At 71.5% G+C, this 19,406-nt stretch carries 18 protein-coding genes; 13 read left to right on the top strand and 5 right to left on the bottom strand.

Features of this window, described 5'->3' with window-relative positions:
- Positions 1-509: 509 nt before the first annotated feature.
- Genes ACFYRX_RS14790 through ACFYRX_RS14780 form a run of 3 tightly spaced genes read left to right on the top strand, consistent with a single transcriptional unit; the run spans position 510 to position 3,270 of the window.
- Positions 510-1,229, top strand: a complete 720-nt coding sequence (locus ACFYRX_RS14790; protein WP_389100000.1) for a DUF5819 family protein — start codon at positions 510-512, stop codon at positions 1,227-1,229.
- On the top strand, positions 1,226-2,527 hold the full coding sequence (locus ACFYRX_RS14785; protein ID WP_389099490.1) for an HTTM domain-containing protein: 1,302 nt from the start codon (positions 1,226-1,228) through the stop codon (positions 2,525-2,527). Before ACFYRX_RS14790 ends, ACFYRX_RS14785 begins: the two co-directional genes overlap by 4 nt.
- A complete protein-coding gene (locus ACFYRX_RS14780; RefSeq protein WP_389099488.1) occupies positions 2,524-3,270 on the top strand; it encodes a TrmH family RNA methyltransferase in 747 nt (248 codons plus the stop codon). The genes ACFYRX_RS14785 and ACFYRX_RS14780 overlap by 4 nt, the downstream gene beginning before the upstream one ends.
- Here the strand turns inward: ACFYRX_RS14780 and paaN are convergent.
- Positions 3,267-4,958 (bottom strand): phenylacetic acid degradation protein PaaN, encoded by a 1,692-nt coding sequence (gene paaN, locus ACFYRX_RS14775; RefSeq protein WP_389099486.1) that lies wholly within the window; start codon positions 4,956-4,958, stop codon positions 3,267-3,269. The two genes, ACFYRX_RS14780 and paaN, sit on opposite strands and share 4 nt — an antisense overlap.
- Positions 4,959-5,118: 160 nt before the next feature.
- Here paaN and ACFYRX_RS14770 point away from each other — a divergent pair, with 160 nt between their 5' ends.
- Both ACFYRX_RS14770 and ACFYRX_RS14765 read left to right on the top strand, forming a co-directional pair.
- Entirely contained in the window at positions 5,119-6,636 is a 1,518-nt protein-coding gene (locus tag ACFYRX_RS14770) for a 3-hydroxyacyl-CoA dehydrogenase (RefSeq protein ID WP_389099484.1), read from the top strand.
- Positions 6,633-7,223 (top strand): TetR/AcrR family transcriptional regulator, encoded by a 591-nt coding sequence (locus ACFYRX_RS14765; protein ID WP_389099482.1) that lies wholly within the window; start codon positions 6,633-6,635, stop codon positions 7,221-7,223. Before ACFYRX_RS14770 ends, ACFYRX_RS14765 begins: the two co-directional genes overlap by 4 nt.
- A gap of 2 nt (positions 7,224-7,225) precedes the next feature.
- Here the strand turns inward: ACFYRX_RS14765 and ACFYRX_RS14760 are convergent, their stop codons facing one another.
- Entirely contained in the window at positions 7,226-7,726 is a 501-nt protein-coding gene (locus ACFYRX_RS14760) for an Lrp/AsnC family transcriptional regulator (RefSeq protein ID WP_389099480.1), read from the bottom strand.
- Between the two features lie 175 nt (positions 7,727-7,901).
- On the opposite strand from ACFYRX_RS14760, the gene pdhA reads away from it, so the two are divergent.
- From pdhA to ACFYRX_RS14730, 6 genes are all read left to right on the top strand, one after another.
- On the top strand, positions 7,902-9,032 hold the full coding sequence (pdhA, locus tag ACFYRX_RS14755; RefSeq protein ID WP_389099478.1) for a pyruvate dehydrogenase (acetyl-transferring) E1 component subunit alpha: 1,131 nt from the start codon (positions 7,902-7,904) through the stop codon (positions 9,030-9,032).
- Positions 9,029-10,033: an alpha-ketoacid dehydrogenase subunit beta gene (locus ACFYRX_RS14750; RefSeq protein WP_389099476.1), complete on the top strand. Its 1,005-nt coding sequence runs from the start codon at positions 9,029-9,031 to the stop codon at positions 10,031-10,033. The genes pdhA and ACFYRX_RS14750 overlap by 4 nt, the downstream gene beginning before the upstream one ends.
- Positions 10,033-11,439 (top strand): dihydrolipoamide acetyltransferase family protein, encoded by a 1,407-nt coding sequence (locus ACFYRX_RS14745; protein ID WP_389099474.1) that lies wholly within the window; start codon positions 10,033-10,035, stop codon positions 11,437-11,439. Before ACFYRX_RS14750 ends, ACFYRX_RS14745 begins: the two co-directional genes overlap by 1 nt.
- A 113-nt stretch (positions 11,440-11,552) precedes the next feature.
- Complete coding sequence (locus ACFYRX_RS14740) at positions 11,553-12,464, top strand: NTP transferase domain-containing protein (protein WP_389099472.1); 912 nt, start codon at positions 11,553-11,555, stop codon at positions 12,462-12,464.
- Positions 12,461-13,867 (top strand): molybdopterin molybdotransferase MoeA, encoded by a 1,407-nt coding sequence (locus tag ACFYRX_RS14735; protein ID WP_389099470.1) that lies wholly within the window; start codon positions 12,461-12,463, stop codon positions 13,865-13,867. The genes ACFYRX_RS14740 and ACFYRX_RS14735 overlap by 4 nt, the downstream gene beginning before the upstream one ends.
- A complete protein-coding gene (locus ACFYRX_RS14730) occupies positions 13,864-14,961 on the top strand; it encodes a potassium channel family protein (RefSeq protein WP_389099468.1) in 1,098 nt (365 codons plus the stop codon). Before ACFYRX_RS14735 ends, ACFYRX_RS14730 begins: the two co-directional genes overlap by 4 nt.
- Positions 14,962-15,001: 40 nt before the next feature.
- Here ACFYRX_RS14730 and ACFYRX_RS14725 read toward each other — a convergent pair whose 3' ends face one another.
- Both ACFYRX_RS14725 and ACFYRX_RS14720 read right to left on the bottom strand, forming a co-directional pair.
- Entirely contained in the window at positions 15,002-15,850 is an 849-nt protein-coding gene (locus tag ACFYRX_RS14725; protein WP_389099466.1) for an ABC transporter permease, read from the bottom strand.
- Entirely contained in the window at positions 15,847-16,848 is a 1,002-nt protein-coding gene (locus tag ACFYRX_RS14720; RefSeq protein WP_389099464.1) for an ATP-binding cassette domain-containing protein, read from the bottom strand. Before ACFYRX_RS14720 ends, ACFYRX_RS14725 begins: the two co-directional genes overlap by 4 nt.
- 136 nt (positions 16,849-16,984) lie before the next feature.
- Between ACFYRX_RS14720 and ACFYRX_RS14715 the strand changes: the two genes are divergently transcribed.
- Complete coding sequence (locus ACFYRX_RS14715; protein WP_389099462.1) at positions 16,985-17,965, top strand: NAD(P)H-quinone oxidoreductase; 981 nt, start codon at positions 16,985-16,987, stop codon at positions 17,963-17,965.
- On the opposite strand, the gene ACFYRX_RS14710 is transcribed toward ACFYRX_RS14715, so the two are convergent.
- Positions 17,962-18,231, bottom strand: coding sequence for a hypothetical protein (locus ACFYRX_RS14710; RefSeq protein WP_389099460.1), 270 nt, complete (start codon positions 18,229-18,231; stop codon positions 17,962-17,964). The genes ACFYRX_RS14715 and ACFYRX_RS14710 overlap by 4 nt on opposite strands.
- Before the next feature lie 502 nt (positions 18,232-18,733).
- Between ACFYRX_RS14710 and ACFYRX_RS14705 the strand changes: the two genes are divergently transcribed.
- Positions 18,734-19,276 (top strand): bacterial proteasome activator family protein, encoded by a 543-nt coding sequence (locus tag ACFYRX_RS14705; RefSeq protein ID WP_389099458.1) that lies wholly within the window; start codon positions 18,734-18,736, stop codon positions 19,274-19,276.
- Positions 19,277-19,406: the final 130 nt, after the last annotated feature.

Below are 19,406 nucleotides of genomic sequence, written 5' to 3'. Positions count from 1 at the left end.
CCTGCGGCCGAGGCGGCCGGAAGTCGGACCGGAATCGGGAACGGGGCGGGATGGACGCGTACGACGGAGACTCGGACGCCCGGCGGCGACCGGGTGCCGCGAGCGGACCGGGCGGGCCCGGCGGTGCCCCCGATCCTGCCGACCGGGTCGAGCCGACCGACTCGACCGACTCGACCGAGCCGACCGACTCGACCGGGTCCGTTGAGCCGGCGGAGGCGCCCCGGCCGAGCTCGTCGGCAGATCCGGTTGATCTGATTGCTCCCGTTGCTTCGGCCGGACTGGCTGAGTCCACCGAGTCCACCGAGTCGCGCGAGGAAGTCTCCGGACCGGGCCGTACGTCCGCGGACGCGTGGCCGACCGTTTCTGACCCGGGCCGCGCGCCCGCGCAGGTGCGGCCGTTCGCCGCCGGTGGACCCGCCGAGCTCACGGACACCCGGCCCACGGCCCGCACCGCGATACGCCGGGCCGCCCTTCGTACCCGCCACGAACCCGACGGCTCCCACCCCGGAGTGCCTCGGCCGTTCTCCGAGCACGACGGTACCTATGCCGCTTTCCCCGATTCGGGCGGCGACCCCGGCCCCCGCACCGGTGTCGCCGCACTCTCCCTCCGGTACCAGATCGGTGTGGCCCTCGCCCTGGCCGTCGTGGCCGTCGCCGTCTGTGTGCACATCGGGATGGTGTTTCTGTATGTCGCGCCGCCGAACACGGTGACCAAGCAGCACGGCAGGGCGATCGACGACTGGATCTATCCGGAGTTCGAGCAGAACTGGAAGCTGTTCGCGCCGAACCCGCTGCAACAGGACATCGCCGTGCAGGTGCGTGCCCGGGTCCGCAGCGCCGACGGTGGCAGCCGTACGACGGGGTGGTACGACCTGTCCGCCCAGGACGGCCGTTCCATAGACGGCAATCTGCTGCCGAGTCACACCCAGCAGAACGAGTTGCGCCGCGCCTGGGACCTCTTCGTCGCCACGCATGATGCCGACAACCGTCCGATCGGTCTGCGCGGCACCCTGTCCGAGACGTATCTGCGCCGCATCGTGGTGCTGCGGCTGGAGCGCGAGGACGCGACCGCGCGGGGCGACGTCCTCACGAGCGTCCAGGTCCGTTCCAGGACTGCCAGCGTCCCCCCGCCGAAGTGGAGCGAGGAGAAGATCTCGGTGCAGCCGGTCTACCGCGAGCTGTCCTGGTGGGCCGTGACGGCGGACGACACCGAGGGGAGCGTCCGGTGAACCGATTCGCCCTGTCGGTGTCGAACGCCATCGCCCGTGTCACCGAGGCGGCACTGGGCCCCTGGCAGAGCGCGATGATCCGCATCGGCTTCAGCGCGACCTGGCTGCTGTTCCTGGTGCGGGAGTTCCCGCACCGCCAGGAGCTGTACGGCCCCGACGGCCCCTGGAACTGGAATCTCGCCGAGCAGCTGATCTCGACCAATGGCGCGTTCACGGCCCTGATGTGGTCGGACGGCCAGATCTGGTTCGAGACCGTCTATGTGCTCGCCGTCCTGTCGAGCCTCCTGCTGCTGCTCGGCTGGCGCACCCGCACGATGTCCGTGCTGTTCATGGTCGGCGTGCTCTCGCTGCAGAACCGCAGCATCTTCATGGGCGACGGCGGCGACAACGTGCTGCACCTGATGTGCATCTACCTCGTCTTCACCCGCTGCGGCCAGGTCTGGTCGCTGGACGGGCGACGGGCCCGGCGCACCCGTGAGGCACGCGCGCGTGGGGAACACGTCGTCGACAGGGTCGGCCCCGCCCTGTGGGTGGTGCTCGGGTTCGTGCTGACGTCGGCGACCTTCCTTGGCAGGCTTGGCGGCGACTGGGTTGTTCCGGCCATCCTGTGGGGCCTGTGGCTGACGCAGGCCCTGTGGTGGGTGGTCCGACGCTTCGTCCGGTCGGACCAGCCGCGGATCATGCTCGACGTGGTCGCCAACATCGTCCACAACGGCGCCCTGCTCGTGATCATGGCGGAGGCCTGTCTGATCTATGCGACAGCGGGCTGGTACAAGATCCAGGGCTCGCGCTGGCAGGACGGCACCGCCGTCTACTACCCCCTCCAGTTGGAGTCCTTCTCGCCGTGGCCCGCTCTCGCCCATCTGCTGTCGTCCCACGGCGTCATGGTGATGCTGGTGACGTACGGGACGGTCGCGGTGCAGGTCGCTTTCCCGTTCACGCTGTTCAACCGGCGGGTCAAGAACGTCCTGCTGGCGGCGATGATCACCGAGCACGCGGTGATCGCGGTCGTCCTCGGCCTGCCGTTCTTCTCGCTGGCGATGATCGCCGCCGACTCGGTCTTCCTGCCGACGTCGTTCCTGCGCCGGCTCGGCGACGGGGCCGCACGCACGCGTGGCCGGCTGTGGGCGCGGTTCGCGGGCGGAGGCGGCCCGGATCCGGGGCTGCCGGGGCAGCGCGCACCGAAGGAGCCCAGGGCCGCGCAGTACCCGCAGTGCGCCGACGGCCCGGACGGCCGCTCCGGCGACCCTGGCGACCCCGAGAACCCCGATCACACGCACGTAGGCTTCCCCGCATGACCGGTACCGATCCCGTGAGCCTGTGGCACCGGCTCGCCGACACCTCCGTGCTGCTCGACGGCTTCCACGCCCTCAAGCACGCGGTGCGCTTCGGGGCCGAGGTCCCGGTAGCGGTCACCGTCGACAGGGGTGCCGCGCTCGCCCTGGCCGAGGAAATGGCGCCGGACGTACGGCCCACCCTGGACGCGCTGCTGACACAGGTCCCGGAGACGGTGTACCGGGCCCTCGTGCCGCGCCCGCACCCCACCGAGGTGGCGGCACTGGCCGTACGACCGTCCCGGGCCGTCCATCTCGAGAAGCTGGCGCACACGCCGCGTACCGCCCCCGTCGTGGTCCTCGACAACCCGCGCAACCTCGGCAACGCGGGGGCCGTGATCCGGCTGGCCGCGGGGTTCGGGGCGACGGGAGTGGTCACCACGGGCACCCTCGACCCCTGGCACCCGACGGTCGTGCGCGGCGGGGCGGGCCTGCACTTCGCGACCGCGGTGGAACGGCTCACCGTCGCCGAGCTGCCGACCGGCCCGGTGTTCGCGCTGGACCCCGAGGGCGACGACATCCGGGGTGTGAAGCTCCCGGACGACGCCGTCCTCGCGTTCGGCTCCGAGCGCAGTGGCCTGTCCGCCGAACTACGCGCGCGTGCCGATCACCTGGTCGCGCTTCCCATGCGCCCCCAGGTCTCCAGCTACAACCTGGCGACGAGCGTGGCGATGACGCTCTACCACTGGAGTCTCGCCGGTTCCTAGGCGTCCCGGCGGACCTCGACCACGCGGAACCGGTTGGCGACGAACGCGCCGTCGCACAGGGCGGCGTTCGCCGCCGGGTTGCCGCCCGAGCCGTGGAAGTCGGAGAACGCGGCCGTCTGGTTGACGTACACCCCGCCGGCGAGGTTCAGCGACAACTGGGCCGCCTCCTCCAGGCAGACCTCCTGGACGGCCTGCTCGACCTCGTCGTCCGTGGTGTACGCCCCGACCGTCATCGCGCCCTTCTCACGGACCGTGCGCCGCAGCAGCTCCACCGCGTCGGCCGCCGAGTCGACCGCGACGGCGAAGGAGACGGGTCCGAAGCACTCGCTCATGTAGGCGGCCTCGTCGTCCGGCTTGGCGCCGTCCAGCTTGACGACGACGGGCGTACGGACGACCGCGTCCGGGAACTCCGGGTTGCGGATCTCCCTGGACGCGAGGGCGACCTCACCCAGCCCCGCAGCCGCCTCCAGACGGGACTTCACATCGGGGTTCACGATCGCGCCCAGCAGGCCGTTCGCGCGTGCGTCGTCGCCGAGGAGGCCGTCGATCGAGCGGGCCAGGTCGGCGACCACCTCGTCGAAGGTCTTGGGGCCCTCGTCGGTGCGGATGCCGTCCCGGGGGATCAGCAGGTTCTGCGGGGTCGTGCACATCTGGCCGCTGTACAGCGACAGAGAGAAGGCCAGGTTGGCGAGCATCCCCTTGTAGTCGCCGGCCGACTCCACGAGCACGGTGTTGACGCCGGCCTTCTCGGTGTAGACCTGCGCCTGGCGGGCGTTGGCCTCCAGCCAGTCGCCGAACGCCGTCGAGCCCGTGTAGTCGATGATCCGGATCTCCGGGCGCGTGGCCAGGGTCTTCGCGATGCCCTCGCCGGGGCGCTCGGCGGTGAGCGCGACCAGGTTCGGGTCGAAGCCGGTCTCGCTCAGGACCTCGCGCGCGATCTGAACCGTGAGCGCGAGCGGCAGCACCGCGCGCGGGTGCGGCTTCACCAGCACGGCGTTGCCGGTGGCGAGAGAGGCGAACAGGCCCGGGTAGCCGTTCCACGTCGGGAAGGTGTTGCAGCCGATGACCAGGCCGATCCCGCGCGGGACCGGCGTGAACCGCTTGGTGAGCGCGAGCGGGTCGCGCTTGCCCTGCGGCTTGCTCCACTGCGCGGTGTCGGGTGTGCGGACCTGCTCCGCGTACGCGTACGCCACCGCTTCCAGGCCGCGGTCCTGGGCGTGCGGGCCGCCCGCCTGGAACGCCATCATGAACGCCTGGCCGCTGGTGTGCATGACCGCGTGAGCGAACTCGTGGGTCCGGGCGCTGATCCGCCCCAGGATCTCCAGACAGACCATCGCGCGGATCTCCGCACCCGCGTCGCGCCAGGCCTTCTGGCCCGCCTTCATCGCGGGCAGCAGCACGTCGACGTCCGCGTGCGGGTACTCGATGCCCAGCTCGATGCCGTACGGCGAGACCTCACCGCCGACGAAGTCGTCCGTGCCGGGCTGGCCGAGGTCGAGGCGGGCGCCCAGAAGGGCGTCGAAGGCGGCCTTCCCCGCCGCCATGTCGAGGCTGCCGTTCTCGCCGTAGGCCTTGGGGTGCTCGGGGTGCGGGGACCAGTACGCGCGTGTGCGGATCGCTTCGAGCGCCTGGTCGAGGGTGGGCCGGTGCTTGGCGATCAGCTGGTGGGCGGTCGGTTCGGCGGCCATGCGGGACCAACTCCTCGTCTTTCGAACTCTTCGTCGAGCTCATGACCTGGGCAGAAACATGGGCAGGAACAGCCACTCAGGGTTAGAGTAACCGAACGATCGGTCGGGACAAGGGGGTCCGCCGCATCTGTGGAAAACGCCGTGCGGGAGGATCGCGCACATGACAGCACTCGACCTCAACAGCCCCGTGGCCGTCGTCGGCACCGGCACCATGGGCCAGGGCATCGCCCAGGTCGCGCTGGTCGCCGGGCACTTCGTGCGGCTGTACGACGCCGTGCCCGGTCGCGCACGGGAGGCCGCCGACGCGATCGGCGCCCGGCTGGACCGGCTCGTCGAGAAGGACCGGCTCACCGCGTCGGACCGGGACGCGGCGCGCACCCGTCTCGTACCCGCCGAGCACCTCACCGACCTCGCGGACTGCGCCCTGGTGGTCGAGGCCGTCCTGGAGCGGCTGGACGTCAAGCAGCAGTTGTTCCGCGAGCTGGAGGACGTCGTCGACGAGGACTGCCTGCTCGCCACCAACACCTCCTCCCTGTCGGTGACCGCCGTCGCCGGCGCCCTGCGCAACCCGGGCCGTGTCGTCGGCCTGCACTTCTTCAACCCGGCGCCCCTGCTGCCGCTGGTCGAGGTGGTCTCCGGGTTCGCCACCGACGTCTCGTCGGCCACACGCGCGTACGAGACGGCGCGCGCGTGGGGCAAGACGCCGGTTGCCTGCGCCGACACCCCCGGCTTCATCGTCAACCGCATCGCCCGGCCGTTCTACGCCGAGGCCTTCGCGGTCCACGAGGCCCAGGGCGCCGAGCCCGCCACCATCGACGCCGTGCTGCGCGAGTCCGGCGGCTTCAAGATGGGCGCGTTCGAACTGACCGATCTGATCGGCCAGGACGTCAACGAGTCCGTCACGCACTCCGTGTGGCGGGCCTTCTTCCAGGACGTGCGCTTCACGCCCTCGCTCGCCCAGCAACGCCTGGTGGAGTCGGGCCGGCTGGGCCGCAAGAGCGGGCAGGGCTGGTACGACTACACGGACGGGGCCGAGCGCGACGAGCCGCACACCGCGGAACCGGCCCAGCCGCCCGCGTACGTCGTCGCCGAGGGCGACCTGGGCCCCGCGTCCGAACTGCTCGCCCTGATCCGCGAGACGGGCATCCAGGTCCGCGAGGACGAGGAGGACCACGGCACCCGGCTGGTCATGCCGAGCGGTGGTCAGCTCGCGCTCGCCGACGGGCAGACCTCGGTGGAGTTCCGGGACGTCGTCTACTTCGACCTCGCGCTGGACTACCGCAGGGCCACCCGCATCGCGCTGTCCGCCTCCCAGGACACCTCGCAGCAGACCCTTGCCGAGGCCGTCGGGCTGTTCCAGGCGCTCGGCAAGGACGTCAGCGTCATCGGTGACGTCCCCGGAATGATCGTCGCCCGTACGGTCGCCCGGATCGTCGACCTCGCGCACGACGCCGTGGCCAAGGGCGTGGCCACCGAGGAGGACATCGACACCGCGATGCGACTCGGCGTGAACTATCCGCTGGGCCCGTTCGAGTGGAGCCGCAGGCTCGGCCGCAACTGGGCCTACGCCCTCCTCGACGACCTGCACATGCGCGACCCCTCGGGGCGGTACGCGCCGTCGCTCGCCCTGTACCGCCACGCGTACGCCTCCGACAAGCGGGAGGGCAGCACCTCATGACGACCGCCAAGCGCGACACGTACACCCCGGACACGCTGCTGTCCGTCGCCGTCCAGGTCTTCAACGAGCGCGGCTACGACGGCACGTCCATGGAGCACCTCTCCAAGGCCGCCGGCATCTCCAAGTCGTCGATCTACCACCATGTCTCCGGCAAGGAGGAGCTGCTGCGCCGGGCGGTCAGCCGGGCCCTGGACGGCCTCTTCGGGATCCTCGACGAGGAGCACGCGCGCGTGGGGCGTGCCTCCGAGCGCCTGCAGTACGTGGTGCGGCGCATGGTCGAGGTACTGATCGCCGAACTCCCGTACGTGACACTGCTGCTGCGGGTGCGCGGCAACACCGGCACCGAGCGCTGGGCCCTGGAGCGGCGCCGCGACTTCGACCACCGGGTCGCCGAGCTGTTGAAGGCGGCGGCCGCGGACGGGGACGTGCGCGGTGACGTGGAGGTACGGCTCGCGACCCGGCTGATGTTCGGCATGATCAACTCCGTCGTGGAGTGGTACCGGCCGGACGGACGGGGCGGCAGTGAGCGCGAAGTGACGGACGCGGTGGCGCAGTTGGTCTTCGAAGGGCTGCGAAAGACGTCCTGAGGTCAGCTCTGCGGCTCCAGGTCCTCCTCCTCGAAGACCAGCAGGGTGCGGCTGCTGAGGACCTCGGGGATCGCCTGGAGGCGGGTGAGGACGAGTTCGCGCAGGGATCTGTTGTCCGGGGTGTGGACGAGGAGCAGCACGTCGAAGTCACCGCCGACCAGCGCGATGTGCGAAGCCCCGGGCAGCTGTCTGAGCTGCTCGCGGACCGTGCGCCAGGAGTTCTGGACGATCTTCAGGGTGATGTAGGCCGAGGTGCCCTGTCCCGCGCGTTCGTGGTTGACGCGGGCCCCGAAGCCGCGGATGACGCCGTCCTCGACGAGGCGGTTGATGCGCGCGTAGGCGTTGGCGCGCGAGACATGGACCCGCTCGGCGACCGACCGTATCGACGCACGGCCGTCCGCCTGGAGCATCTGGAGGATGTCCTGATCGATGGCGTCGAGGGGACGCGGGGGCGGGAGCGGGGTGCCGCCCTCCGTGCCGTCGGCCATTTGTTCAGGTGCCATGTCCCCCCGCCTCCCTACCATGGACGTACTGCGTCCATCTCAGGTTGTGGAGAACCGTTTGTCCACAGCCTGAGGGGGCCTGTAGCCAAAATGTGCCGACGACCGAACAATCGGTAGGTGAGACGCCTCACAGCCGTGATGCGTCCGAAGCCGTCTCCCACGAGGAGGTGCCGTCATGACGGTCATGGAGCAGCGGGGCGCGTACCGGCCATCACCGCCGCCCGCCTGGCAGCCCCGCACGGACCCCGCGCCGTTGCTGCCCGACCCCGAGCCGTACCGGGTCCTCGGCACCGACGCGGCCGCGAAGGCCGATCCGGCCCTCCTGCGCCGACTGCACGCCGAACTGGTCCGCGGTCGCCGCTACAACACGCAGGCCACCGCCCTCACCAAGCAGGGCCGTCTCGCGGTCTACCCCTCCAGCACCGGCCAGGAGGCCTGCGAGGTCGCCGCCGCGCTCGCCCTGCAGGACCGCGACTGGCTCTTCCCCAGCTACCGCGACACCCTCGCCGCCGTCGCCCGCGGCCTGGACCCCGTCCAGGCGCTGACCCTCCTGCGCGGCGACTGGCACACCGGCTACGACCCGCGCGAGCACCGCGTCGCCCCTCTGTGCACCCCCCTCGCCACCCAGCTCCCGCACGCCGTGGGGCTCGCGCACGCCGCCCGCCTCAAGGGCGACGACGTGGTCGCGCTCGCCATGGTCGGCGACGGCGGCACCAGCGAGGGCGACTTCCACGAGGCGCTGAACTTCGCCGCCGTCTGGCAGGCGCCGGTCGTCTTCCTCGTCCAGAACAACGGCTTCGCCATCTCCGTCCCGCTCGCCAAGCAGACCGCGGCCCCCTCACTGGCCCACAAGGCCGTCGGCTACGGCATGCCGGGCCGTCTGGTCGACGGCAACGACGCGGCCGCCGTGCACGAGGTCCTCAGCGCCGCCGTACGGCACGCGCGCGCGGGCGGCGGTCCCACCCTGGTCGAGGCGATCACGTACCGCGTGGACGCCCACACCAACGCAGACGACGCGACCCGCTACCGCGGCGACGCCGAGGTCGAGACCTGGCGCGGGCACGACCCGATCGCCCTCCTGGAGCACGAACTGACCGAGCGCGGACTGATCGACGAGGCCGGCATCGAGGCCGTACGCCAGGACGCCGAGGTGTTCGCCGCCGCCCTGCGCGAGCGCATGAACCAGGACCCGGTCCTCGACCCCATGGACCTCTTCGCGCACGTCTACGCCGAGCCCACCCCGCAGCTGCGCGAGCAGCAGGCCGTGCTGCAGGCCGAGCTGGAGGCCGAGGGGGACACCCGATGACCACCGTCGCCCTCAAGCCGGCCACCATGGCACAGGCCTTCACGCGCGCGCTGCGCGACGCGATGGCGGCCGACCCCACCGTGCACGTCATGGGCGAGGACGTCGGCACCCTCGGCGGTGTCTTCCGCGTCACCGACGGACTCGCCAAGGAGTTCGGCGAGGACCGCTGCACGGACACCCCCCTCGCCGAGGCGGGCATCCTCGGCACAGCCGTCGGCATGGCGATGTACGGGCTGCGCCCGGTCGTGGAGATGCAGTTCGACGCCTTCGCCTACCCGGCGTTCGAGCAGCTCATCAGCCACGTGGCGAAGATGCGCAACCGCACACGCGGCGCGATGCCGCTCCCGATCACCATCCGCGTCCCCTACGGCGGCGGCATCGGCGGGGTCGAACACCACAGCGACTCCTCCGAGGCGTACTACATGGCGACCCCAGGGCTCCATGTCGTCACGCCCGCGACCGTCGCCGACGCCTACGGCCTGCTGCGCGCGGCCATTGCCTCCGACGACCCGGTCGTCGTCCTGGAGCCGAAACGGCTGTACTGGTCGAAGGACTCCTGGAACCCGGACGATCCACAGCCCGTTGAACCGATAGGCCGCGCGGTGGTGCGGCGCTCGGGCCGGAGCGCCACACTCATCACGTACGGGCCGTCCGTCCCCGTGTGCCTCGAAGCCGCCGAGGCCGCGCGCGAGGAGGGGTGGGACCTCGAGGTCGTCGACCTGCGCTCACTGGTGCCGTTCGACGACGACACGGTCTCGGCCTCGGTACGGCGGACCGGACGTGCGGTCGTCGTGCACGAGTCGGGTGGGTTCGGCGGACCGGGCGGAGAGATCGCGGCCCGGGTCACCGAGCGCTGCTTCCACCATCTGGAGGCACCGGTGCTCCGCGTCGCAGGGTTCGACATTCCCTACCCGCCGCCGATGCTGGAACGTCACCACCTGCCCGGTGTGGACCGGATCCTGGACGCCGTGGGGCGTCTTCAGTGGGAGGCGGAGAGCTGATGGCGCAGGTGCTGGAGTTCAGGCTGCCGGATCTCGGCGAGGGCCTGACCGGGGCGGAGATCGTCCGCTGGCTGGTCGAGGTCGGCGACGTCGTCGCGGTCGACCAGCCGGTCGTCGAGGTCGAGACGGCCAAGGCGATGGTCGACGTCCCCTGCCCCTACGCCGGGGTGGTCACGGCCCGCTTCGGCGAGGAGGGCACGGAGCTTCCCGTGGGGGCGCCGCTGATCACGGTGGCGGTCGGAGCGGCGGACTCCGGCGCTTCGACGGAGGGCTCGGGGAACGTACTTGTCGGGTACGGCACCTCGGAGGCACCCGCGCGGCGGCAGAGGGTACGGCCGGCCCCTCGCGTGGCCGCGGCGGCGAACGGCCGGAGCATCGCCGCCGAGCCGGCTGTGGAGCGGAACGACGGGCTCCCGGCGGAGACGGCCGGACGGGACGCGCCCGGGGCAGGGCGGGTCGACGGGTCCGGGGCGATCGCGCCCGGGCGGGCCGGTGCGTCCGAGGCCGTGGTGGACGGGCCCGTTCCCGTGATCTCGCCCCTGGTGCGCCGGCTCGCGCGCGAGAACGGCCTCGACCTCAGGAAGCTCATCGGCACCGGCCCCGACGGGCTGATCCTGCGGGCGGACGTCGAGTACGCCCTGCGTGCCGCGGCCGTACAGACGCTTGCGACCCCCGCGCCGACCGCCGCCCCGGAGACAGCCCCTGTGACACCCCCCGGAGGGACCCGTGTTCCCCTCAAGGGCGTCCGAGGCGCCGTCGCCGACAAGCTGTCGCGCAGTCGGAGCGAGATCCCCGACGCCACCTGCTGGGTGGACGCGGACGCGACGGAGCTGATGCGGGCACGGGCGGCGATGAACGCCGCCGGGGGGCCGAAGATCTCCCTGCTCGCGCTGCTCGCCCGCATCTGCACCGCCGCCCTCGCCCGCTTCCCCGAGCTCAACTCCACCGTGGACATGGCGGCCAGGGAGATCGTGCGGCTGGACGCCGTGCATCTCGGGTTCGCCGCGCAGACGGAGCGGGGACTGGTCGTCCCGGTCGTGAAGGGCGCCCACGCGCGCGACGCCGAGTCGCTGTCCGCCGAGTTCACCCGGCTGACCGAGGCGGCCCGCACCGGCTCCCTCACCCCCGCGGAACTCACCGGCGGCACCTTCACGTTGAACAACTACGGCGTGTTCGGTGTCGACGGCTCGACACCGATCATCAACCACCCCGAGGCGGCCATGCTCGGCGTCGGCCGCATCGTCCCCAAGCCGTGGGTGCACCAGGGCGAGCTCGCGGTGCGCCAGGTCGTCCAGCTCTCGCTCACCTTCGACCACCGGGTCTGCGACGGCGGCACGGCGGGCGGCTTCCTGCGGTACGTGGCGGACTGCGTGGAACAGCCGACGGTCCTGCTGCGCACGCTCTGATCGCGGCGCCGCCTCGCGCCTCCCGTCATGGCGGTGCCGTGCGCGGGCCGCCCCGGCGATCGCGGCGCCGCCCGCACGTTCCCTGTGATCGCGGTGGCACGCATACTCAGGGGGTGACCTCGTACGAGCCCCTGGCCGACCCGGGCGCCGATCCCGTGTACGACGTGGTCGTGCTCGCCGGGGGTGGTGCCCGGCGGCTCGGCGGTGCCGACAAGCCCGGTGTCAGGGTGGGCGGGCGGGCCCTGCTCGACCGGGTCCTCGCGGCCTGCGTCGGCGCCCGCACCACCGTCGTCGTCGCCGACCCCCGTCCCACCGCCCGACCGGTGACCTGGGCCCGCGAGGACCCGCCCGGCGGCGGTCCGCTGGCCGCCCTCGACGCCGGCCTCAGGCACACCACGGCCAGGCACGTCCTGGTGGTCTCCGCCGACCTGCCCTTCCTCCAGGAGGGCACCGTACGGCTGCTGCTGACCGTCCTGCGCACGGGCGGCGCCGACGGTGTGCTGCTCACCGACGCCGACGGCCGCGACCAGCCGCTGGTGGCCGCGTACCGCTCGCCCTCACTGCGCCATGAGCTCACCGCACTCACGAAGGAGCACGGCAGCCTCACCGGCCTCCCCCTGCGCCGGCTGACCGCAGTGCTCGACCTCACCCGCGTCCCCGACCCCGTCGCGTCCTTCGACTGCGACACCTGGGACGACATCGCCACCGCCAGGGCACGCATCAGGGAGCATGGGCACGTGTTGGATGAATGGATTTCCGCAGTCAAGGACGAGCTGGGCATCGACCTCGACGTCGACACCGGCGTGCTGCTCGACCTCGCCCGTGACGCCGCCCACGGCGTGGCCAGGCCCGCGGCACCGCTGACCACCTTCCTGGTCGGCTATGCGGCCGCACAGGCAGGCGGCGGTCCCGAGGCTGTCGCCGAGGCCTCCCGCAAGGCCGCTGCCCTGGCCCTGCGCTGGGCCGACGAGGACGCCGCCGCCACACCCGACGGGGCCTCCGACGCCCGCCCGGACGCCGGATGACGGCCCGGTCACTGCGCACCGGCGAGAGTGCCGGACACGCCGAAGACGCCGACGAACTCGACGTCGAGGAGGCGCTGGCCCTCGTGAGGGAAGACCACGACCGCACCCCGGGCGACCAGGTGCCCGCGCCGGGCGCCCCGGACCCGGAGCACGGACCGCGGCACGGGCCAGGACACCGCCCGGAGGCTCACCACAAGGCGACCCCCTGGCCCGAGGCTCGCGCGACCGCCGCCCGGGCCGCGCACGCCGTCACCCGCAGCGCCCGCCGCGCCCCGGTCTCCGTACGGCTCGACGACGCCCTGGGCCTCACCCTGGCCGCCCCCCTCGACGCCCTCACCGACCTTCCCTCCTTCGACACCTCGGCCATGGACGGCTGGGCGGTCGCCGGGCCGGGCCCCTGGGCCGTGCGGGAGGGGGGCGTACTGGCCGGGCAGGCCGAGTCCGCTCCCCTCACCGACGGCGAGGCGGCCCGTATCGCCACCGGCGCCCGCATCCCCCCGGACACCACCGGCGTCCTGCGCAGCGAGCATGGACAGATCGACGAGAAGGGCCGGCTGCACGCCACCCGAGAGGTCGTGCACGGCCAGGACATCCGGCCGCGCGGACAGGAGTGCCGCAGCGGCGACCAGCTCCTGCCCCCCGGCACCCTCGTCACCCCGGCCGTCCTGGGCCTGGCCGCGGCCGCCGGGTACGACACGGTCGCCGCCGTGCCCCGTCCTCGCGTCGAAGTCCTCGTCCTCGGCGACGAGTTGCTCACCGAGGGCACCCCGCGGGACGGCATGATCCGGGACGCGCTCGGCCCGATGCTCCCGCCCTGGCTGCGCGCTGTCGGCGCCGAGGTCACCGCCGTACGCCGACTCGGGGACTCGGCGGAGGCCCTGCACAAGGCGGTCACCCGTTCCGCGGCCGATGTGATCGTCACGACCGGCGGCACCGCGGCCGGACCCGTCGACCATGTCCATCCCACCCTGCGCCGCATCGGCGCCGAACTCCTGGTCGACGGCGTCAAGGTGCGCCCCGGCCACCCCATGCTGCTGGCCCGCACCAAGGAGAACCAGCACCTCGTCGGTCTGCCGGGCAATCCCCTGGCCGCCGTCTCCGGCCTGCTCACACTCGCCGAGCCGCTGCTGCGCGCCCTGGCCGCGCATCCGACCCCGGAGCCGTACACACTGCCCCTGAGGGACGAGGCGCACGGCCACCCGTACGACACCCGGCTCGTCCCCGTCGTCCTGCGCGGCGACGAGGCGGTTCCGCTGCACTACAACGGTCCGGCCATGCTGCGGGGCATCGCCGCCGCCGACGCGCTCGCCGTCGTACCGCCCGGAGGTGCCCGGCCGGGGCAGGAGACCGAACTCCTCGATCTGCCCTGGGCGTCCGCCGGAATCGGGGTGTGTTTCACGTGAAACTTCCGGGCCATGACGCGATCGCCCGGCAGGCGGACGAGCATCTCGTGACCCGCAAGGTGAAGCTCCCCAGGAAGATGGTGGAGCATCCCTTCAGACAGGTCGCCAAACGGCTGTTCCTGGCCCTGTTCCTGCTGGTCGCCACCGCTCTGATCGTCTACGCCGACCATGGCGGCTACAACGACAACTCCGACGGGTCCGTCGACCTGCTCGACTCCTTCTACTACGCGACCGTCACCCTCTCGACCACCGGATACGGCGACATCACCCCGGTCAGTGACGCAGCCCGGTTCACCAACATCTTCGTCATCACGCCCCTGCGGGTGCTGTTCCTGATCGTCCTGGTCGGTACGACGCTCGAGGTTCTCACCGAACGCACCCGGGAGGAGTGGCGACTCAACCGCTGGAGGTCCACCTTGCGCGACCACACCGTCGTCGTCGGTTTCGGCACGAAGGGGCGGTCGGCGATCGAGACCGTCTGTGTGACCGGGCTGAAGAAGGAGCAGGTCGTGGTGGTCGACCCGAGTGGCAAGGTCATCGAGGCCGCGACCGCCGACGGCTACGCGGGTGTCATGGGGGACGCGACGCGCAGCGATGTGCTCAAGCAGGCAGAGGTGCACCGGGCCCGCCAGATCATCATCGCGACGCAGCGTGACGACACCGCGGTCCTCGTGACGCTGACGGCCCGGCAGATGAACAGGACAGCGAAGATCGTGGCCGCCGTGCGTGAGGAGGAGAACGCGCCGCTCCTCAAGCAGTCCGGCGCGGACGCGGTGATCACCAGCGCCAGCGCGGCCGGCCGGCTCCTCGGTCTCTCGGTGCTGAGCCCTGCCGCGGGCATGGTGATGGAGGACCTGATCCAGCAGGGCAGCGGGCTCGACATCGTCGAACGGCCGGTCATAAAGGCCGAGGTGGGAATGAAGCCGCGGCAGACGGAGGACCTGGTGGTGAGCATCGTCCGCGGACACCGGGTGCTCGGATACGACGATCCGGCCGTCGGGACACTGGAGTTGACGGACCGGCTGATCACGATCGTGCGGGCGTCGCCGGGCACCCAGGTGGCACCCGACATGCGACCCCTGCCCCCGAACTGATCACTTGTGCCCGACGTCCGCCCCCCTGCCTCCGAACTGATCACTTGCGGTTGTAGAGCCGCATCGTGACCGGCCCGAAGACCGCGACGAACAGGCCCGCCCACCCCAGGGACCAGGCGATCTCGTCGGCCGGCCAGTCACCCGCCATCAGTTCCCGGACGGCCGAGGACAGATGAGTGATCGGGCTGTTGTTGACGAAGGCCTGGAGCCAGCCCGGCATGGTCCTCGGGTCGACGAAGACGTTGGACAGGAAGGTCAGCGGGAAGATCACCATCATGCTGACGCCCATCACCGACTTCTCGGTGCGCAGCAGCAGCCCGAACATGGTCCAGATCCACGAGAACGCGAACGAGAACACGACCAGCAGCGCGATCCCGGCGATCACCCCGCCGAACCCGCCGTCGGGGCGGTAGCCGATGACCAGGCCGACGACGAGCATGACCACGGACGCGATGGTGTAGCGCAGGGCGTCACCGAGCAGATAGCCGACCATCACCGAGGGCCGCCAGATCGGCAGCGTGCGGAAGCGGTCGAAGACGCCCTTCTCGATGTCGGTGTTGACCGAGACACCGGTGTACATCGTGATCATCACGACCGACATCACCAGGATGCCCGGCAGCAGGAACTGGATGTACTCCGTCGGGGACCCGGCCAGGGCGCCCCCGAACAGGTACGTGTACATCAGCACCATCATGATCGGGAACGCGGTGACGTCGAAGAGCTGCTCCGGCACGTGCTTGATCTTGAGGATCGCCCGCCAGCCGAAGGTCAACGAGGCCGACAGCGCGCTCGGGCGCGGCGGCCGCTCCCCGGTGACCAGCAGTGCGGCAAGCGACTCGGCGCTGACGGGGGCGAGATCCTGGGCCTCGGTCTGGGTCACGGTGCTCATGCCGCGATCTCCTCGGTGTTCTGGCTGTCCTGGGTGGGGTGTCCGGTGAGGGCGAGGAACACCTCGTCCAGGCTGGGCTGGCCCAGCGAGAAGTTGTCGACGGTGATGCCGGTGCGAGCCAGTTCGGCGAGGGCGCGGGAGGCCTGTTCGGCGGCCGTGTCACCGGCCGCGGAGTCGAGCCTGGCCGTCAGGGCGACCGAGTCGGGTTCCAGCTGCACCTGCGCGTCCAGGGACCGGCGCAGGATCTCCGCCGCCTCGGGCCGCTGCCGGCCGTCGCGCAGTCGCAGATGTACGGTTCCGGCCCCCACGGAGGCCTTCAGCTCACCCTTGGTGCCCTCGGCGATCACCCGGCCGTGGTCGATGACGGCGATCCGGGAGGCCAGCTGGTCGGCCTCGTCCAGGTACTGCGTGGTCAGCAGCACGGTCGTGCCCTGGGCGACGACCGCACGCACGATGTCCCACACCTGGTTGCGGCTGCGCGGGTCGAGCCCGGTGGTCGGCTCGTCGAGGAAGAGCAGATCGGGGGTGTTGAGGATGGAGGCGGCGATGTCGATACGGCGCCGCATGCCACCGGAGTAGTGCTTGACCTGCTTTCCGGCCGCGTCCGTGAGCCCGAAGGCCTCCAGGAGCTGACCGGCACGCACGCGTGCGGCCTTCTTGTGGTGGCCGAGGAGGCGGCCCAGCAGGATCAGGTTCTCGCTGCCGGTGAGGTCCTCGTCGACGGAGGCGTACTGCCCGGTGAGGCTGACCCGGCCGCGGACCTCGTCGGCCTCGCGGACCACGTCGTGGCCGAAGACGTGGGCCTGGCCGCCGTCGGGCCGCAGGAGAGTGGCGAGCATCTTCACGGTGGTGGTCTTGCCGGCGCCGTTCGGCCCCAGGACGCCGTAGACCGTGCCGGCCGGCACGGCGAGGTCGACTCCGTCGACGGCCCTGGTCTCGCCGAACGTCTTCACCAGGCCTGCGGTTTCGATGGCCATGGCTGACGTGGGCTGGCTCATGGTGTGTCCTTCCGCGTACTTGGGTTACGCATGGGGAGACCTTTACCGTCGCGCGAATTCATCGGTCGTGCACGACAATTTCGGGGCCGGACAGGTCGAGCTAGCCATGAGGAGGGCGGGGAGTAGCGTCGGGGCCATGTATGCGATCACGATTCCCGAACCCGGTGGGCCCGAGGCGCTGGTCTGGAGCGAGGTACCGGATCCTGTGGCCGGTGAGGGCGAGGTGCTGGTCGAGGTGGTGGCCGGAGCCGTCAACCGCGCCGACATCCTCCAGCGGCAGGGCTTCTACAACCCTCCGCCCGGCGCCTCCCCCTACCCCGGCCTGGAGGTTTCCGGACGGATCGCGGCGCTCGGCACCGGCGTCTCCGGCTGGTCCGTCGGTGACGAGGTGTGCGCGCTGCTCGCGGGCGGCGGCTACGCGCAGAAGGTCGCCGTACCGGCGGGCCAGCTGCTGCCCGTGCCCAAGGGTGTCGACGTGCAGCAGGCGGCGGCCCTGCCCGAGGTGGTCTGCACGGTCTGGTCGAACGTCTTCATGGTGTCCCACCTGCGCCCCGGCGAGACGCTCCTGGTGCACGGCGGCTCCAGCGGCATCGGCACGATGGCGATCCAGCTGGCCAAGGCTGTCGGCGCCAAGGTCGCGGTGACCGCGGGCACGCGCGCGAAGCTGGACCGCTGTGCCGAGCTGGGTGCGGACATCCTGATCAACTACCGCGAGCAGGACTTCGTCGAGGAGATCGCGAAGGCCACCGACGGGGCGGGTGCCGACGTCATCCTCGACAACATGGGCGCCAAGTACCTGGACCGCAACGTCCAGGCCCTCGCCGTCAACGGGCGGCTCGCGATCATCGGCATGCAGGGCGGCATCAAGGGCGAGCTGAACATCGCCACGCTGCTGAGCAAGCGGGCCGCGATCAGTGCGACCTCGCTGCGGGCGCGGCCCCTGGAGGAGAAGACGGCGATCGTGGCGGCCGTACGGGAGCATGTGTGGCCGCTGCTGGACGCCGGGCACATCCGTCCCGTCGTCGACCGGGCGCTGCCGATGAGTGAGGCGGGCGCCGCGCACCGGGTCGTGGAGGAGAGCGGGCACATCGGAAAGGTCCTGCTGGTCACGTCCTAGCCCCGTCGCGACCGCAGCGCGAGGAGGCCGAGCCCGAGCCCCAGTCCGATCAGCACCATCCCGGTGCCGAGCGGCAGGATGAACACCTTGGGCCCGGCCACCGGCCGCTGCTCCGAGCGTGGCGGTGGCGCGGGTGATGCGACGGCGGTCTGCCGGGGTCGCCGAGGTACGGCTGCCAGGTCGCCGTCGCCGGAGTCGGTACCGGTGGATTCGGCGGATTCGGTGGCGGAGGTGTCGTCACCTGAGTCGTCCACGTCCTCCGTCACCGGTTCCTCCCGCCGCCCGGGCCGCTCCCGGCCCTCACCCGCGCGGCTTCCGGCACGCGAGGGAGTGGCGGCGGAGGGGGAGGGCGCGACGGAGGCCGAGGGGGAGCGAGAGGCGCGCGGCGGGCCGTGGCCCGGGGACGACGGACCCGACAGGTACCGCGGTCCATGAGCCGGCCCCGGGTGTGCCGGGGTACCGGAGGGGGATGCGGACACGGCCGTCGGGGTGAGTGGCCTCGGCTCCGTGCCGTACGACCGCTCGATGCCGTACCTGTGTTCCGTCCCGTGCGGCCGGTCCCCCGGCGGTACGACGGCCGTGCTCGACCCGACCACGATCACCAGTACCGTCGCGTGCAGCCAGGGAGTCACGGAACAAGACTGGCATTCCGGCGCTGAACCGGCATTCCGGGCGGATCTGTGGTGTTCATCTGTGCTGTGGACGGTGGATCAGCGCTCGGCGGGGGCACCCCAGTAGTCAGGTGTACGGGTGCGAGAGAATGGCGGCATGGAGATGCCGAGGAACGAAGGTTCGCCGGAAACCCCCCAGATCCTGGTCGTGGGCCAGGACGGGATGGCGCTGGGCGGCGGGGGTGACGAGGACTCCCGCGAGGTTCCGGTCACGGAGATGGTCGAGCAGCCCGCGAAGGTGATGCGGATCGGCAGCATGATCAAGCAGCTGCTCGAAGAGGTGCGCGCGGCTCCCCTCGACGAGGCCAGCCGGGCCCGCCTCAAGGAGATCCACCACAGCTCGGTCAAGGAGCTGGAGGACGGCCTGGCCCCCGAGCTCGTGGACGAGCTGGAGCGGCTCTCGCTGCCCTTCAACGAGGACTCGACCCCGAGCGACGCGGAACTGCGGATCGCGCAGGCCCAGTTGGTGGGGTGGCTGGAGGGTCTCTTCCACGGGATCCAGACCACGCTGTTCGCCCAGCAGATGGCCGCGCGGGCCCAGCTGGAGCAGATGCGCCGCGCGTTGCCCCCGGGCGTCGGCGGCCACGAGGAGGGCGGTGACCCGCGTACCGTCGGCCGCTCGGGCGGGCCGTACCTGTAAAGACCGTAAACCCCCTGGACTCGTGAAGGGCCCGGCAGCGTCCGCTGCCGGGCCCTTCGTCTCGCCTGTGGAAAACGCTCGTTAGGGTTTTTCTTCGGTGCCCCGGCGACATCGGCCGACGGGTCCGGCG

Source organism: Streptomyces sp. NPDC005374 (assembly GCF_042872225.1).
Lineage (GTDB): Bacteria > Actinomycetota > Actinomycetes > Streptomycetales > Streptomycetaceae > Streptomyces.
Note: the sequence above shows the minus strand (reverse complement) of the source record. Positions and strands in the feature narration are given on the sequence as shown.